At 66.8% G+C, this 15,096-nt stretch carries 15 protein-coding genes and 1 pseudogene; 8 read left to right on the forward strand and 8 right to left on the reverse strand.

Features of this window, described 5'->3' with window-relative positions; all coding sequences use genetic code 11:
* Window positions 1-9: 9 nt before the first annotated feature.
* From cbiQ to U5S82_14395, 4 genes are read right to left on the reverse strand one after another with little or no spacing between them, the layout of a single operon-like run.
* A complete protein-coding gene (cbiQ, locus tag U5S82_14380; protein ID MDZ7752816.1) occupies window positions 10-768 on the reverse strand; it encodes a cobalt ECF transporter T component CbiQ in 759 nt (252 codons plus the stop codon).
* A complete protein-coding gene (locus U5S82_14385) occupies window positions 765-1,328 on the reverse strand; it encodes a hypothetical protein (protein ID MDZ7752817.1) in 564 nt (187 codons plus the stop codon). The genes cbiQ and U5S82_14385 overlap by 4 nt, the downstream gene beginning before the upstream one ends.
* A complete protein-coding gene (cbiM, locus tag U5S82_14390) occupies window positions 1,321-1,944 on the reverse strand; it encodes a cobalt transporter CbiM (GenBank protein ID MDZ7752818.1) in 624 nt (207 codons plus the stop codon). Before cbiM ends, U5S82_14385 begins: the two co-directional genes overlap by 8 nt.
* Window positions 1,945-1,958: 14 nt before the next feature.
* The gene (locus U5S82_14395; GenBank protein MDZ7752819.1) at window positions 1,959-2,675 is read right to left on the reverse strand and encodes a DUF4198 domain-containing protein; all 717 of its coding nucleotides are present in this window, start codon (window positions 2,673-2,675) and stop codon (window positions 1,959-1,961) included.
* 1,096 nt (window positions 2,676-3,771) lie between these two features.
* Here U5S82_14395 and U5S82_14400 point away from each other — a divergent pair.
* From U5S82_14400 to U5S82_14415, 4 genes and pseudogenes are all read left to right on the forward strand, one after another.
* The gene (locus tag U5S82_14400) at window positions 3,772-5,118 is read left to right on the forward strand and encodes a nodulation protein NfeD (protein ID MDZ7752820.1); all 1,347 of its coding nucleotides are present in this window, start codon (window positions 3,772-3,774) and stop codon (window positions 5,116-5,118) included.
* A 4-nt stretch (window positions 5,119-5,122) separates the two neighbouring features.
* Window positions 5,123-5,929, forward strand: a complete 807-nt coding sequence (locus U5S82_14405) for a slipin family protein (GenBank protein ID MDZ7752821.1) — start codon at window positions 5,123-5,125, stop codon at window positions 5,927-5,929.
* Window positions 5,930-6,240: 311 nt separating this feature from the next.
* Window positions 6,241-6,705: pseudogene (gene ybaK, locus U5S82_14410) on the forward strand (Cys-tRNA(Pro) deacylase).
* Complete coding sequence (locus tag U5S82_14415; protein MDZ7752822.1) at window positions 6,700-7,593, forward strand: sulfotransferase domain-containing protein; 894 nt, start codon at window positions 6,700-6,702, stop codon at window positions 7,591-7,593. Before ybaK ends, U5S82_14415 begins: the two are co-directional and overlap by 6 nt.
* On the opposite strand, the gene U5S82_14420 is transcribed toward U5S82_14415, so the two are convergent.
* The 4 genes from U5S82_14420 to U5S82_14435 all read right to left on the reverse strand — a co-directional run bounded on the left by U5S82_14420 (window position 7,590) and on the right by U5S82_14435 (window position 10,420).
* Entirely contained in the window at window positions 7,590-8,297 is a 708-nt protein-coding gene (locus U5S82_14420) for an SDR family oxidoreductase (GenBank protein MDZ7752823.1), read from the reverse strand. The two genes, U5S82_14415 and U5S82_14420, sit on opposite strands and share 4 nt — an antisense overlap.
* A 278-nt stretch (window positions 8,298-8,575) precedes the next feature.
* Entirely contained in the window at window positions 8,576-9,100 is a 525-nt protein-coding gene (locus U5S82_14425; GenBank protein MDZ7752824.1) for a sulfurase, read from the reverse strand.
* A gap of 20 nt (window positions 9,101-9,120) precedes the next feature.
* Window positions 9,121-9,513: an MbcA/ParS/Xre antitoxin family protein gene (locus tag U5S82_14430; protein MDZ7752825.1), complete on the reverse strand. Its 393-nt coding sequence runs from the start codon at window positions 9,511-9,513 to the stop codon at window positions 9,121-9,123.
* Window positions 9,514-9,739: 226 nt separating this feature from the next.
* The gene (locus tag U5S82_14435; GenBank protein MDZ7752826.1) at window positions 9,740-10,420 is read right to left on the reverse strand and encodes a ceramidase domain-containing protein; all 681 of its coding nucleotides are present in this window, start codon (window positions 10,418-10,420) and stop codon (window positions 9,740-9,742) included.
* A 190-nt stretch (window positions 10,421-10,610) separates the two neighbouring features.
* On the opposite strand from U5S82_14435, the gene U5S82_14440 reads away from it, so the two are divergent.
* The 4 genes from U5S82_14440 to U5S82_14455 all read left to right on the forward strand — a co-directional run bounded on the left by U5S82_14440 (window position 10,611) and on the right by U5S82_14455 (window position 15,075).
* Window positions 10,611-11,354 (forward strand): glutathione peroxidase, encoded by a 744-nt coding sequence (locus tag U5S82_14440; GenBank protein MDZ7752827.1) that lies wholly within the window; start codon window positions 10,611-10,613, stop codon window positions 11,352-11,354.
* A 169-nt stretch (window positions 11,355-11,523) separates the two neighbouring features.
* On the forward strand, window positions 11,524-12,150 hold the full coding sequence (locus U5S82_14445; GenBank protein MDZ7752828.1) for a hypothetical protein: 627 nt from the start codon (window positions 11,524-11,526) through the stop codon (window positions 12,148-12,150).
* 119 nt (window positions 12,151-12,269) lie between these two features.
* The gene (locus U5S82_14450) at window positions 12,270-12,581 is read left to right on the forward strand and encodes a PilZ domain-containing protein (protein ID MDZ7752829.1); all 312 of its coding nucleotides are present in this window, start codon (window positions 12,270-12,272) and stop codon (window positions 12,579-12,581) included.
* A gap of 355 nt (window positions 12,582-12,936) precedes the next feature.
* Entirely contained in the window at window positions 12,937-15,075 is a 2,139-nt protein-coding gene (locus tag U5S82_14455) for a type I secretion system permease/ATPase (protein ID MDZ7752830.1), read from the forward strand.
* Window positions 15,076-15,096: the final 21 nt, after the last annotated feature.

Below are 15,096 nucleotides of genomic sequence, written 5' to 3' on the forward strand. Positions count from 1 at the left end.
CGCAGGCCCTCAGCGCGCATACTCCAGGGCGATCAGCATGCCCAGCAGCAGCGCCATCATCATGGCGCCCAGGCTGTCCCGCGGCCGCCAACGCTCCTGGGGCAGCAGGTACAGGCGTCCCTGGAAGCCGCGGCACCTCATGGCATCGAGGATGCGCCGGGAGCGTTCCAGGCTGCGCACCATGAGCATGCCCACCAGCCAGCCGTAGGTGCGCCAAGTGTGGCGGTTGCTTCCCGGGGTGAAGGCCCGCGCCCGCATGGCGAGGCGCATGCGCCGGTATTCGTCGTACATCACCCCCATGTAACGGACGGTGAGCAGGAACAGATGCACCAGCTTGTGAGGCACCCCCAGGCGCGCCAGCGCATGGCCGAGAATGGCGGGATCCAGGGTGCCCGCAAGTGCCAGCAGCATGATCACGATGGCATTGGCCCGCAGGGCGATGGCGACGGCGCGATGCAGTCCTTCCCATGTGGCCACCAGTGGTCCGACGGCGAACAGCGTCTCGCCGGTCACGGTGAAGGGCAGGGAAGCCAGTACCACCACCATGAAGCCCTCCAGAGCCACCAGCCGGCGCCCCAGCAGCCGCGCCGGCAGGCCCGCGGCGGCGGCCACCGCGAGGGCGATGGTCAGGGCGCCTGCCAGTACCCATAGGTCCTGGAGAGACGCGACCACACCGGCGAAGGCCAGCGCGGCCACCACCCGCAGGCGCGGGTCGAGGTCGGCCAGCCACGGTCGCGGTGTCGCGACGACGAGGGCGAGGACGCTCATGGGCCGCGCCGGCGGCTGCGCCACCACAGCACCACCCCGGCGATGCCGAAGATGAAACCGATGCCGCCGACCACGTCGCCGAGGCGGGCGCGCCGGGCATGGGCCTGCAACTCGGCCCGCAGGGGGCCCACCTGGCGGGCCACGGCGCGCTCCACGAGGGCCGCCAAGGGGTCGCCGGCAGGCGGCGCCCCGGGGTCCGTGGCCGGCGCGGGGGCGGTGGTGCTCTGGGCCGTGGTGTCGGCGGCGGCGCCCAACTCCGCGGCGCTCACCGTCCACGTGGCGCGGTGGCCGTCGCCGGTGTCGGCTACTATGCGGTGTGGTACCCGACTCTCGGTGACGTAGTTGAACTCCCCCGCGGCGTCGGGCTCGAGGGTGGCCAGGATGGTGTCGTCCGGTCCCCGCACGGCGATGCGGGCCCCGGCCGCGCGGCCGCCGCCCGCGAAATAGGCGTAGCCATGGATGGTGTCGCCCTCGGTCCAGGCGAAGACGTTCAGCAGGTGCGCCGCTGCCGGGACGCTCCAGGCGGCGGCCAACAGCAGTAACAGCATGCGTCTAGCCAAGGGAGTCCTCCCGGCGTGCCAGCAGTTCCGGTGCCACCCGCCGCAGGAACACCACGGCCCCGCCGGTGACCGCCGCCTCCACCAGCAACAGCGGGACATAGGTGGCCAGGATCACCTTGGCGGCGGGCAGGAAGGCGGGGCCCGAGAGCCCCAGGGACAGGGCCACCAGGGTGCCGGTAAGCGCCACCCCCAGGGCGCCGGCCAGGGCCCCCAGGGCGAACAACGGCGTGCGGCCGCGGGCACGTGCGATGAAAGGTCCGATCAGGGCGGCGCACGCCAGGGCCGGGGCCGCGATGTTGAAGGTATTCACGCCCAGCACCAGCAGGCCGCCGTGGCCGAAGAAAGTGACCTGCATCACCAGGGCTACCAAAATAGTGGGTACCGCGGCCCAGCCGAGGATGAGACCGATGAGGCCGTTCAGGATCAGATGCACGCTGCTGGGCGCCACCGGCACGCTCACCAGAGAGGCCACGAAGAAGGCCGCCGCCATCACCGCCGCCTGGGGGATGCGCTCGTAGTCCAGGCGCCGCACGGCCACCGCCAGGGCGGTGGCGGCCAGCACCCCGCCGCCCACCAGCACGGGAGCGGCGAGGACGCCGTCGGGGATATGGGCGATGGTCCGGCGCCTCCCTACTGCATATCGCGGGCGTGGACCCACATGAGGGCACCTTGTTCCACCGGCACCTCCGCGCCCTCGGGATTCGTCATCGTCTCGTCCCCCTCCAGGAGGGCGGCGAAACCCCACCAGCCGGCGCGGGGCATGGCGTAGGCGAAGACGCCGTTGGAATCAGCCTTGATCACCTGGGTGACATAGGCGTCTGCGGGCGGGGTGACGGACCCGTCGTTACGCCATTCCACCTCCACCTCGGCGAAGGGTACCGGGGCGCCGTTCTTCTTCACCACGCCGCGGAACAGGTTGCCCGTCCACAGGCCGTAGGGGCGGACCAGGGGGGCGATTTCCACGGGGAAGCCGACACTGTGGTCCCAGCCTTCCCCGGCACCGAAGGCGGAGACCACCACCTTCGTGTAGTGGACTATCATCACGCCTTCGGCGGGTTCCCAGTACGGCGCCGGCTCGACGTAGAACACGTAGTCGCCGGGACGCCGGAAGGTGTAGTCGGCTTGGAACGCCGTCTTGCCGTCCACGCGGCGGGTCGCCAGGGATGCTGCAAGGTCCTCGTGCCCGTGGGGGCCGAGGGCGCCGAAGCGGGCGGGCCGTGCCATCTCCATGGCCGGGCCACCCATCATGGGGTGGGTGAATCTCAGATCGAGACCCACGGTGCGATTATCGGCGTCTTCCACGATATCTCGGTCGGGTATCATCTCAAGGAAATGGGCCGCGACCATCGCCGGCCACAACGATGTGCCCGTGAGTATTAGAATGGCACCGATTCGGTTCATCTGCGGCCTCTGCTTGTCGTGTCATTACCGGGATTGGTGGGTGGACCCCGTGGCCACGCCCAGGGGTCCGGAAGGTCTATTAATCATACAAAACTAAATTTCGTAATAACAGGGTCTTCTCAATGTCGGGCTAAAGCCCGACCTACAAACACATCCCTACCGCCCGACCCACAGCCACACCCACCGCCTGTTCCTGTGGCACGGATGTAGGTCGGGATTCATCCCGACATTAAAGCCCGCCGCGCATACCACAGGCCGTGCCGGAACCACCCGCAGGCTGTCGGGCTGAAGCCCGACCTACAGCCCGACCTACAGCCCGACCAACAGCCCGACCCACAGCCCGACCCACAGCCACACCCACCGCCTGTTCCTGTGGCACGGATGTAGCGCCCGCAAACCGCCGAATTTCGTCGGCTGCCAAGAGCAGCCGACCTACGCCTCTGTCCTTCTCCCCAGGGAAAATGGGAAAGGGGAAATGGGAAATGGGAAATGGGAAAAGATTACCACCCGTGCGTCCGCTCTGCTGACGCCGAAACGGTGGATCCGCTGCGCCTTTTCGAACTGCCACTCCTCCCTGACGTTCTCCCTTTTCGCGTCATTTCGCGTCTTTCGCGGTTACGCTTTTTGTAGATCGGGATTCATCCCGACATTCGGCTGTGGGGGGGCGAGACGGATGTCCATGTAGGCGACGACGGGCATTCGGGTAGACGACTGGATGTCTGGGTAAGAGGGTGGGTGTCTGGATAGGGGGATGGCGTAAGAATGGAGTATGGGATGTCTAACGAATTGCTTGCGACTTCGGAAACCTAAGGAAGAATCGGATTGTGACTACCGTTGATACTGGAGTCGATACGGCGGGCTTGCTGCCGAGGCGCGTGGGGCATTTGGACCTATTGACCGGTGTAAAACAACCGCTTTTGGCTGATGGCTGGCCAGAGATGGTGTCGGTGGTGGTTTGTACGTGGCCTTTTGCGGGCACCTGGCATGGTTCTCGCCTGATCTTTTTTCCAACCGCCGCCGTGGTTCAATCCATCGCACGAACATGTCGACCCTTCTTTACATTCTGATCATTCCGTTACTGCTCGCCTTCATCGCGACGCCCGCGCGGGCGGATGGGGAGGCGATGCTGATTCCGGTGCAGGGTCCCATCGGTGCAGCCACCGGGGAGATGGTGGTGCGTGGCATCGGCGAGGCAAAGGAGCAGGGCGCCGCTCTGGTGATCCTGGAGATGGATACCCCCGGGGGCCTCGATGCGGCCATGCGCCACATTGTCAAGGCCATCCTGGCCTCCGACGTGCCTGTGGTCACCTATGTGTCGCCCTCGGGGGCGCGGGCCGCCAGCGCCGGCACCTACATCCTCTACGCCAGCCACGTGGCCGCCATGGCCCCCGCTACCAATCTCGGGGCGGCCACGCCGGTGCAGGTAGGCGGGCTTCCCGGCCTCGGGGATAAGGCGCCCGCGGGCGACGGGGACGAGGCGGAAGGTGATGACGGGGAGCCCGCCGGCGACGCCATGGAGCGCAAGATGGTGAACGACGCGGTGGCCTATATCCGGGGCTTGGCGGAAATGAGAGACCGCAACGCCGAGTGGGCGGAGCGGGCCGTGCGGGAAGCGGTGAGCCTGTCGTCATCGGCCGCACTGGAGGACGGCGTCATCGATGTCGTGGCCGCCAGTATCCCCGAGCTGTTGGAGGCCATCCATGGCCGCACCGTCAATGTTGCCGGGATGGAGCACGAGCTGGACACCGAGGGCCTCATGGTGAATCGCGTCGAACCGGGCTGGCGGACGCGGTTGCTGTCCATCATCGCCAATCCCAACGTCGCCTACATCCTGCTGATGATCGGCATCTACGGGCTCATCTTCGAACTCGCGAATCCGGGGGCGGTGATCCCCGGTACTATCGGTGCGGTAAGCCTGTTGCTGGCCCTCTATGCCCTCCAGGTGTTGTCGGTGGACTACGCGGGGGTGGCGCTGATCCTCCTCGGGGTGGCTCTCATGACGGCTGAAGCCTTCGCCCCGAGTTTCGGTGTCCTCGGGCTCGGCGGGCTGGCCGCCTTCCTGTTTGGCTCGGTGATCCTCATGGACGAGGAGGGTGTGGCCGTTTCCCTGCCCGTGGTCTTCATCACCGGCGCCCTAAGCGCGGGCCTCTCCATCTGGGTGGTGGGCCGCCTGGCGGCCCTGCGCCACAAGCCAGTCGTCAGTGGCACCGGGCGGCTGGTAGGGATGAGCGGCACCGCACGGGAGGACTTCGACCACAGTGGTCACGTGCGGGTGGAGGGTGAGGTCTGGCAGGCGGATACCCGCGCCCCGGTACACAAGGGCGACGCCGTGCGGGTCCTGTCCGTCGACGGCCTGCGCCTCGAGGTTGAACCGGAGAAACAGGAGTAACGCGATGATGAACGAACTGATGCTGACCTATCTGCTGCCCATACTTCTGGTGGTGGCGTTTCTGGCCGCGGCCCTGCGCATCCTGCGCGAGTATGAGCGTGGCGTGGTGTTCTTCCTCGGCCGCTTCCAGGCGGTCAAGGGGCCGGGGCTCATCGTCCTCGTGCCCGGCATCCAGCAGATGGTGCGGGTGGACCTGCGTATCATCACCATGGACGTGCCGGAACAGGACCTCATCACCAAGGACAACGTCACGGTGCGGGTGAACGCCGTGCTGTACTTCAAGGTGGTGGATGCGGAGAAGGCGGTCATCCAGGTCGAGCAGTTCGAGATGGCGACGAGCCAACTGGCCCAGACTACCCTGCGCTCGGTGCTCGGCCAGCACGATCTGGACGAACTGCTGTCGGAGCGTGACCGCCTGAACAGCGATATCCAGGGGATCCTCGATGAACAGACCGACGCCTGGGGCATCAAGGTGACCAACGTCGAGATCAAGCACGTGGACCTCAACGAGAACATGATCCGCGCCATCGCCCGCCAGGCTGAGGCGGAGCGCAACCGGCGCGCGAAGGTGATCCATGCCGATGGCGAGTATCAGGCCTCGGAGCGCCTGCGCGATGCCGCCGGTGTCATCGCCGATCACCCCGAGGCCCTGCAGTTGCGTTACCTCCAGACCCTGGCGGACATGTCCAGTGATCGGGCCACCACGGTGGTGTTTCCCTTGCCCATGGAGTGGTTGCAGTCCTTCAGCAGGACCCCGGCTGCGGGTGGCGCCGGCAAGAAGGGCGCACCGGAAGAGGAACAAGAGGCCTGACACGGCCCGATGCCGATGGGAATGCCGGTCGTGGCTCTCCGGCCGGGTCGACGGTGGCTCCTTCCGCAAAGGCCACGTTGGTAATCACGGGCCTCCCGGACATACCGGCATCGCAGTGTGCGAGAATGGCTCGCGCCGCGGCATCCGCGGCAGGGTGAAAAAGAGTCGGGGGGCATAGCCATGAGTATCGAGCCGCGGAGGGCATCGAGGGTTTTCGCCCCGTTGATTTCCTGGCCCCGTAGCGCGTCACCGCACCGGTGGCGACTCGCCTCCATGGCGATGGCGGGCCAGCGGCCGCGGCGGTATGCGCCATGACGCCGGCCGTGAAGGCGGCCGAGGTGGGGCGTATCACTTTCCGTCTCCACGAGTATGCCCATGACCCCTCGGCTGCGGCGTATGGCCTCGAGGCCGCGGAGAAGTTGGGTGTGGACCCCCAGCGGGTTTTCAAGACCCTGGTGGTGGAACTGGACGGCCGGACCCTGGCGGTGGGGCTGGTGCCGGTCTCGGGGATGCTGGGCATGAAGGCCATCGCCCGGGCCGCCGGTGCCCGCAAGGCGGCCATGGCCGATGAGGCGGAGGTGCGGCGGGCCACGGGTTACGTGCTGGGCGGCGTGAGCCCCCTGGGACAGAAGAAGCGCCTGCGCACCTTCATCGACCGCTCCGCCCAGGGCTTTTCCACCATCCATGTCAGCGCCGGCCGCCGGGGCCTGGAGTTGGAGATCGCCCCCCAGGATCTGGTGCGCCTCACGGGGGGTGTGTTCGCGGCGCTGGTGCAACCGGCCCTGGGGGGGCAACCCGGCGCGGACGATACCCGACCCGCCGCCCAATGGGGCGAGGCCTCGCCGCTCCACGACCCATGGATCCTGGCCCACTTCGAGGCCCGGCCCACGGATGTCCTCATCACCACCGCCCCCAAGGCGGGTACCACCTGGATGCAGCAGATCCTCCATCAGTTGCGCAGCGGTGGCGACCCGGACTTCGCGGAGATCGACGGCGTGGTGCCGTGGCTGGAACGCCAGCGCCCCGGCCGGGACTGGCGGCAGATCCTTGCGGACTTCGAGGCCCTGCCGGACCCCCGGGTGTTCAAGACCCATTGCACCTGGGAACAGACTCCGGGCCGCGACACGGCCCGCATCATCCTCACCCTGCGGGACCCGCGGGACTGCTGCGTGAGCTTCTATCATCACCTGATGGACATGACCGACGCGGCCCTCTCCCGCACCGGACTCACGCGCCCCGCCACCATGGATGAACACGTGTCGGCCTGGCTGGCTTTCGGGGCGTGGTTCCGCAACGTCGCGAGTTGGTGGCCGCGGCGGGAGCGGGACAATGTGCTCTTGTTGCCCTATGCCGATCTCAAGGCCGACCTGCCCGCTGCCTTGGGACAGATCCTGGATTTCCTCGGTTGGACGACCACGCAGGCGGAGCGGGCCCGGGTCCTGGAGTACGCCTCCTTTTCGTGGATGAAGGCCAACGCCCACCGCTTCGTGGGCCAGGGGGAGGACGGCGAGCCCGTCTTCCGTCCCGGCGGTTTCATCCGCAAGGGCCGGACCGGGGACTACCGGACCCATCTGTCTCCGGCGCAGGAGGCCCGCATACTGGAACGTTGCCGGGCGGAACTGCCCGCCGCCTGTTTGGCCTACCTGGGCCTGGACGCCGACTAAGCGCCGGCTGTACGCAGCGTTCCCATGCCACCATCCATGGCCACGATCTGACCGGTCATCCAACTGGCGTCGTCGGAGAGTAGGAAGGCGATGAGGGCGGCTACCTTGTCCGCATCGCCGATGCTCCGGGCGGGGTGGCGGGCGGCCATGTCCTCACGCTTGCGCGCGCTGGACAGCAAGGGAGCGGCCAGGGGGGTGTCGACGAGGGAGGGGGCGACGGCATTGACGCGAATGGCGGGCGCGAGTTCCGCGGCGAGGGCCCGGGTGAGGCCCTCCACCGCTCCTTTCGCGCCCGAGATGGAGGCGTGATAGGGCATGCCCGTGGCAACGGCCACGCTGCTCATGGTCACCACCGCGGCGCTGCCCGCTTGCTTGAGATTCTTCAGATAGTGCTGGATCACCCGCACCGCACCGAGATAATTCACCTGCAGATCCGCCATGATCTGCTCGTTATTCAGCCGACTGAACGGCTTCAGGGTGATGGAGCCCGGCAGGTAGACCAGGCCGTCCAGCGGGCCATCCCAGTCCGGCAGGGCCGAAGAAAAATCGGTGACATCGCATGACCAGTGGGCCGCCACGGCCGCCGTTGCGGGCCCCTCTTTACGGCGACTCATGCTGATCACCCCATGGCCTTCATCGCTGAGGCGACAAGCCAGCCCGAGGCCGATACCGGAGGTGGCCCCGACGATGAGGAAATTCTTCATCTGCGCGGTGCCTCCATGATGTCCCCGGCAGACGGGGCCGATAAATGTTCCTGTCCACCGGACTGAGGGGAGACGAAGGGGAGGGCGAGGATGCTCGCGTCAGCGCCGGCGGCCAGGAAACCCAGTAACAGCACGAGGCCGGACAGATTCCGGCCCCGTTTCGCTGCGATATTCGATTGCCTGTTCATGGGGAGCAGTACGCCGCACCGGCGGCCTCGGATCATGGGGCGTGAAGGGTGTGGCGAACGCTATCGCGAAGGAGCTGAACGGGCTCGGGTTCAGCTGCGGGCCCGCCGGGGTTCCACGATGACGGGGTCCCCCACCCTGATGGAGCCGTCCTCCACCACCGTGAGGCCGACGCCGCCGCGGTGGGCGAGGGCCTTCATGGTACCGGGGCCGAGCATGCGCTCGAGATAACCGCAGGGCGGACGCAGGCGGTGGAAGCGCAGCCGGGTCTCGCCGATGCGGATATGACAGTCCCGGAAGGCCGCCACGGGTATGCCGGCCACCACCAGGTTTCGTCGATGCTCGCCGCGGGAAAAGCACAGGCCGGATTGTTGCTCGGCCGCCTGCAGGTCCTCCAGGGTCACCAGGGTCACCTGGCAGCCGTCGGTGGCCCGCCAATGTCCAGCGCCATTGGCATAGCGGTCACGGGCCAGGCCCTGGCCGGCCACGGCATGCACGGCGTCCGCGGCCTCCATGGGTGCGCCGGCGACGGGAGCGAGGTAGATGGCCTTCAGAGTGCCGCGGAGGTCTTCCGGCGACCAATCCTGCAACCATGAGAACAGACGTCCTTTCACCATTTAATCGTTGCGAGTCGCTCTCAACCCCACTCACCACGGCCGTTGAGATGTTCGATGACCCGTTGCATGCCCTCGAGACCGAGGCTCAACATGAGATCCAGCGGCGGCCTGCCGTTGAAATAGGGATGGGGGGTACTGACCCAGTAGTTGGCCATCTCCGTGCTCTGGGGGTGCATCTGTTGGAGGGCCTTATGGATAGTGAGGACGGCGCTCATATGCCTATGCAGGCGGGCCTCTTCCGCCTCGTCTAGGCCATCGCCGAAGCCCGCCAGCAGATGCCGGGGATCATCGTCAGCCGTTCCCATCAGCCGCGCCTGGCCCGCGGGCGGCACGCCCCAGTCCCGCATGACCTGCAAAACAACGCGGGCCATATCCCGGCGTCGCTGGACATCCAAGTCGCTGATCGTGCCCATGGGCGATTAAACCTGTCTGTGCTCAAAAACTGCAATCAAAGGCGAATATCCAGACTCTACACATCGGCTGGAGCTTGATCCATGGGGGACGCGGTGGCGTAGGGCACATGTCGACACGTCCCTGCTTACTGTTCCCTGCATCCCAGCATGGTGGGCAAGGTGATTGTGGAGGAGTAGTCCATACTCCACGGAGCCGCCGGCCCGCCCCGCGGGGTGGGCCGGCGGCTCAGGGACAAGCGACCCCGGGTCGTGAACGCTGGTTATGCGCCGGGCCTGGCGGCCATGTCATGAGAAAGCGGGTGGTGAGATAGAGAACCAAACCGTTCAGCAGGTGCCACAGAAAATGGGTGCCCACGGGGAGGGTGGCGCAGACGGCGTCGTCGATGCTGCGGAAGACCAGGGAGAGGGTGAATGCCAGCACCGCGATCGCCAACGGCCCGGCGCGGGCCGGTGCCAGGGTGCGGACGTGGATGGCCATGATCACCAGGGCCAGCCAGGCGGGCAGATAGAACACCGAGCCGTTGAGGAAATCCGCCGGCAGGGCCGCCTGCACACCCGCGTTGGCCCCGTGGAACGCCAGGAACAGCAGGGTCCCCGTGCCGAGGTCCGTGCGGGCCACCCGGACCAGATAGCTCACCAGAAAGACGTTGATATAGAGGGTAATGGGTACCACGTCCATCATGGCGGACCAGGGCGTCGCCAGGGTATGCCACAGGAAACTGCCCACGCCGATGGAGAACACCAGGAAGATCAGCACCACCACCTCCCACGCCATGGGCGGCGGAGGCCGGCGTAGCGCTAGGCACAGCAGGGCGATGCCCGCGGCGATGAAGGCGAGGTTGGTGAGGGCGTTCACGGGCTCGGCCCAGAAGGCGTCCAGGGAGCGCTCGCAGTATTCCATGGTCATCAGTTCCCGGCTGCTTCTCGCGCGCCCGGCCGAGGGGTGGAGGCTATCATGACAGGGGTTGGTTATAGATAATAACTAACGATTTCATTGAAAGTTATCATTTTATTAATCATCCGCCTTTGGTTATGGTGTCATCCATCGAGATAAAATTTAACCATCGATTCAACAGCAAACCATTCAGGAGGTTGTCATGGATCCATTGAAAGAAGGTCAACGCGTACCCGATGCGGTGTTCCACACCCGCCAGGGTCACGAATGGGTGGACGTGTCCACCGATGATATATTCAAGGGCAGGACGGTGGCGGTGTTCTCCCTGCCCGGGGCCTTCACACCCACCTGCTCGTCGTCCCACGTGCCGCGCTTCCACCAGCTGGCGCCCGCCTTCAAGGCCGCGGGGGTGGACGAGATCGTCTGCATCTCCGTCAACGACGCCTTCGTCATGAACGAGTGGGCGGCGGATCAGAAGGCGGACAACATCACCTTCCTCCCGGACGGCAACGGCGAGTTCACGGCGGGCATGGGATTGCTGGTGGACAAGGACGACCTGGGCTTCGGCAAGCGCTCCTGGCGCTACTCCATGCTGGTGAAGGACGGCGTCATCGACAAGATGTTCGTGGAGCCGGAACAGCCGGGCGACCCCTTCGAGGTGTCCGATGCCGACACCATGCTGGCCTACATCGCCCCGGAGGCGGTCAAGCCCCTGGATGTCACGGTGTTCACCCGCAAGGGTTGCCCCTTCTGCGCCAAGGCCAAGGGCATGCTGCACGACGAGGGCATCGAGTTCGAGGAACTGGAACTCAACCGTGACTATACTGACCGTACCCTGCGGGCGGTGACGGGGGGCGACATGGTGCCCCAGGTGTTCATCAACGGCGAACGGGTCGGAGGTTCCACCGATCTGGAGGCCTGGCTGGATGCCCGCGACGCCGCCTGAAATGGTCCGCCGCGAGGATGGGCGGCGGCCGCAACGCCGCCCGCCGATTTGCGGTGATCCACGGATTACCGATGTGACCGAGCCATTTCACTACGTTTTTTTGCGGGAAACCGCGCGCCGTGAGGTCTAAAATTCAGCATCAGTCGGAACGGAGAACAGGGAGGCGGCGGTGACATCTGCGGGACGTACCGGCAATCAGGCGGCGGCGATGCTGGCGTGGGGCCTTGTGATCATGATGCTGGTCAGGGCCTATCCCGTTGGCGCCCAGGACTTTGGCCAAGGCGGTTATCCACTCGCGGGTGAAGACCATCCCTGGGCCCCGGGGGGTGCCGGCCAGGCCCTTTTCGCGGGCTTCGACCCGGCCCTGATGGGACCCGGCCTTGGCTCCTCCCCTGGTCCGGGGCATGGCCATGCCGGCGCCTACCCGGAGCCCTTCTCCTCCCATATCCCGTACGGTGCCTCGCCAGGGGGCTTCGGCCGGCCCGGCGGCTCGGGGTGGTATGGGTCCGGTGCCTCTGCTTACGGCGCTTGGGAAGGCCCTGTTCGAGCCCCTCTGTTTGAGCCCTGGACACCCGATTTTCCCGGCGCGCCGAATCCCCTCAACACCCGTTCCGGGGGCAATCCGGAGATGGGGTTCTGGGAGGCGGCGCCCACCGCCTTTCGCTATCGGCGGGTGCCCGTCACCGGCGGGCCGAGCATCTACGCCCACGGTTGGTATACGCCCTGGGGCGAATTCGAAGGGGTGTTGATCATCCGCGGCAATGCCCGTGGCCTGTCCCAGGGCCATGGTTATTGAGCCATGGCTTGGGGCATTGGAGTGGAGCCCTTGAGCCATGGTTTCGTGTTTTTATACCGGGGCTGCGGCGGGAGCATCGACCTTGGCTCATGGATCTCATGTCGAGGCAACATGGAACGATGGAAAGACGTAAATCGAGCGAACAACGACGCCATCAACGTATATCGGCAACCTTTGTCACCGAGGTGTTCGAGCGCAACCGGCTGTCCGGCCGCTTCATGTCCCGCAACGTCAGTGCCGGGGGTATGTTCCTGGAGACCGGTTCTACCTTCCTCGCCCACGGCGACGACATCGAGCTGAATGTCATGGTGTTCGGCGACCGATACCCCATGCGCGGCAGGGTGGTGCACCATGGCCCCGGCGGCGTCGGTATCAAGATGTCCCGTGTGGACGCCCATTATTACCGCGCCCTGATGTCCATGGTGGGATGAAGGAACCTTATAGGGGGGATCCACCCCGGTCCTACGCGCCGGCCGCTCGGCCACGGCGGCGACCACCCCCGGCGGGTCCCGCAGATCCTCCAGCTTGTCCAGGAAGCGCTACAGCACTCGGGCGTCCCCGAGGGCCCGGTGGCGGGCCTCGCCCCCCAGGCCGTGACGGGCGATGAGGCTGCCCAGGGTGTGCTCGATGGCCGCCAACCCGGTCGCCTAATCGATGGTGTCCCGGGATCGCGCTTGACAGGCGCCTCGTCGGACCTTAAAAAGAAGCCGCAAGGCCGGCAAGGACAAGAGGCCGAATAGGCAATCCATTCAGACAAGGAGGTCTGTCATCGCTCCCGATCCCGCCATCGATCCCGTACCCGCCGATTCGGGGCTCGCCTGCCTGTTGCTGGTGGCGCGTTTCCACCACGTGCCGGCGGCGGGCGACCAACTGCGCCATCGCTTCGGTAGGGCAGGCGCCCCCTTCGGCGTGCAGGAGGTATTGCGGGGGTTGCGTCATCTGGGCCTCAAAGCCCGTGCCGTCGACAGCTCGTGGCGGCGCCTGGATGGTGTGGCGCCGCCCTGCATCGTGGTGCGCCGGGACGGCGGTTTCGCGGTGGTGGGGGGCTTCAGGGACGACAGGGTATTGGTCCATGACCCGGCGGATCCTCATCCCCAGGTGATGACCCGGGCGGAGTTCGAGGACACCTGGTCGGGCCGCGTCATCCTGGTCACCCGGCGCGCGACCAGGCCCGATGGCGCCCGGCCTTTCGGCTTCGCCTGGTTCCTGCCGGCCCTCATGCAGCACCGCCGCCTGCTGGGGGAGGTGCTGGTGGCTTCTCTCTTCGTGCAACTGTTCGCCCTCCTCACGCCCCTGTTCTTCCAGGTGGTCATCGACAAGGTGATGGTGCACCGGGGCTATACCACTCTTCACGTGCTGGCGGTGGGCATGATGGCCCTGCTGCTCTTCGATGCTGTGCTGGGCGGCCTGCGTACCTACGTCCTGACCCATACCAGCTCGCGCATCGACGTCACCCTGGGGGCGCGGCTGTACCGGCATCTGTTGCGCCTGCCGGTGTCCTACTTCGAGGCCCGGCGGGTGGGGGATACGGTGGCCCGGGTGCGGGAGCTGGAGACCATCCGCCAGTTCCTCACGGGCTCCACCCTGACTCTGGTCATCGACGTCCTGTTCATCGGGGTGTTCATCGCCGTGATGTTTTTCTACTCTCCCCTCCTCACCTGGGCGGTGCTGGGCACCCTGCCCCTGTACGGGGCCCTGTCGGTCCTCATCACCCCCGTGCTGCGCCGGCGCCTGGACGAAAAGTTCGACCGCGGCGCCGAGAACCAGGCCTTCCTGGTGGAATCGGTGACCGGCATCGGTACCCTCAAGGCGATGGCGGTGGAGCCCGCCATGGAGCGGCGCTGGGAGGAGCAGCTGGCGGCCTATGTGCGGGCGGCGTTCCGCACCCAGTCGCTCGGAAATATCGCGGGACAGATGGCGGGCTTCTTGAGCAAGGCCACTACCGTGATGATCCTGTGGATCGGCGCCGACCTGGTGATCCGCGGCGAACTGTCGGTGGGCCAGCTCATCGCCTTCAACATGCTGGCGGGCCGGGTCAGCGGCCCCATCCTGCGGCTGGTGCAGATGTGGCAGGAGTTCCAGCAGGCGGGGATCTCCGTGCGGCGCCTCGGGGACGTGCTCAACGCGCCGCCGGAACCCACCCACGAGGGTACCCGCCTGCCCCTACCGCGGCTGGCGGGGCGGGTGGAGTTCCAGCAGGTGGGCTTCCGCTACCGGCCCGGCGGGCCGGAGGTGTTGCGCGGGGTCTCCTTCGATGTGCGGGCCGGCCAGACCATCGGCATCGTGGGGGCCTCCGGTTCGGGCAAGAGCACCATCGCCAGGCTGATCCTGCGGCTCCACGTGCCGGAACGCGGTCGGGTGCTGGTGGACGGGATGGACCTCGCCCAGGCGGATCCCGTGGGGCTGCGCCGGCAGATCGGCGTGGTGGAACAGGAGGGCATGCTCTTCCATCGCACGGTGCGGGAGAATATCGCCCTGGCGGATCCCGGCGTGCCCATGGAGCGGGTGACGGCGGCGGCCCGGCTGGCGGGGGCCCACGATTTCATCCTCGCCATGCCCCATGGCTACGACACCCGGGTGGGGGAGCACGGGGCCACTCTGTCGGGGGGCCAGCGCCAGCGCATCGCCATCGCCCGGGCCCTCATCACCGACCCCCGCATCCTCATCTTCGACGAGGCCACCAGCGCCCTCGACTACGAGTCCGAGGCCATGGTGCTGGCCAACATGGATCGCATGGTCGCGGGACGCACCGCCTTCGTCATCGCCCACCGGCTGTCCACCCTGCGCCGCTGCGATCGCATCCTGGTGCTGGCCGACGGCAGGGTCACCGAGGACGGCGACCACGACGCCCTGGTGGCCCGCGGTGGCTACTATGCCCGGCTCCACCGCATGCAGCAGGGGCCGCTGCCGGCGGTGGCCAACTGAGCCGTGGCGCCCCGTGCCGGT

The sequence above is a fragment of the Gammaproteobacteria bacterium genome, assembly GCA_034522055.1.
Classification (GTDB): domain Bacteria; phylum Pseudomonadota; class Gammaproteobacteria; order JAABTG01; family JAABTG01; genus JAABTG01.

Bases quoted from the DNA above. Each gene is read 5' to 3' on its own strand.
- U5S82_14405 (MDZ7752821.1), top strand. From the start codon at position 5,123: ATGATGAACGAACTGATGCTGACCTATCTGCTGCCCATACTTCTGGTG.
- U5S82_14430 (MDZ7752825.1), bottom strand. From the start codon at position 9,513: ATGGGCACGATCAGCGACTTGGATGTCCAGCGACGCCGGGATATGGCC.
- U5S82_14425 (MDZ7752824.1), bottom strand. From the start codon at position 9,100: ATGGTGAAAGGACGTCTGTTCTCATGGTTGCAGGATTGGTCGCCGGAA.
- U5S82_14395 (MDZ7752819.1), bottom strand. From the start codon at position 2,675: ATGGTCGCGGCCCATTTCCTTGAGATGATACCCGACCGAGATATCGTG.
- U5S82_14400 (MDZ7752820.1), top strand. From the start codon at position 3,772: ATGTCGACCCTTCTTTACATTCTGATCATTCCGTTACTGCTCGCCTTC.
- cbiQ (MDZ7752816.1), bottom strand. From the start codon at position 768: ATGAGCGTCCTCGCCCTCGTCGTCGCGACACCGCGACCGTGGCTGGCC.
- U5S82_14450 (MDZ7752829.1), top strand. From the start codon at position 12,270: ATGGAAAGACGTAAATCGAGCGAACAACGACGCCATCAACGTATATCG.
- U5S82_14420 (MDZ7752823.1), bottom strand. From the start codon at position 8,297: ATGAAGAATTTCCTCATCGTCGGGGCCACCTCCGGTATCGGCCTCGGG.
- U5S82_14440 (MDZ7752827.1), top strand. From the start codon at position 10,611: ATGGATCCATTGAAAGAAGGTCAACGCGTACCCGATGCGGTGTTCCAC.
- U5S82_14435 (MDZ7752826.1), bottom strand. From the start codon at position 10,420: ATGACCATGGAATACTGCGAGCGCTCCCTGGACGCCTTCTGGGCCGAG.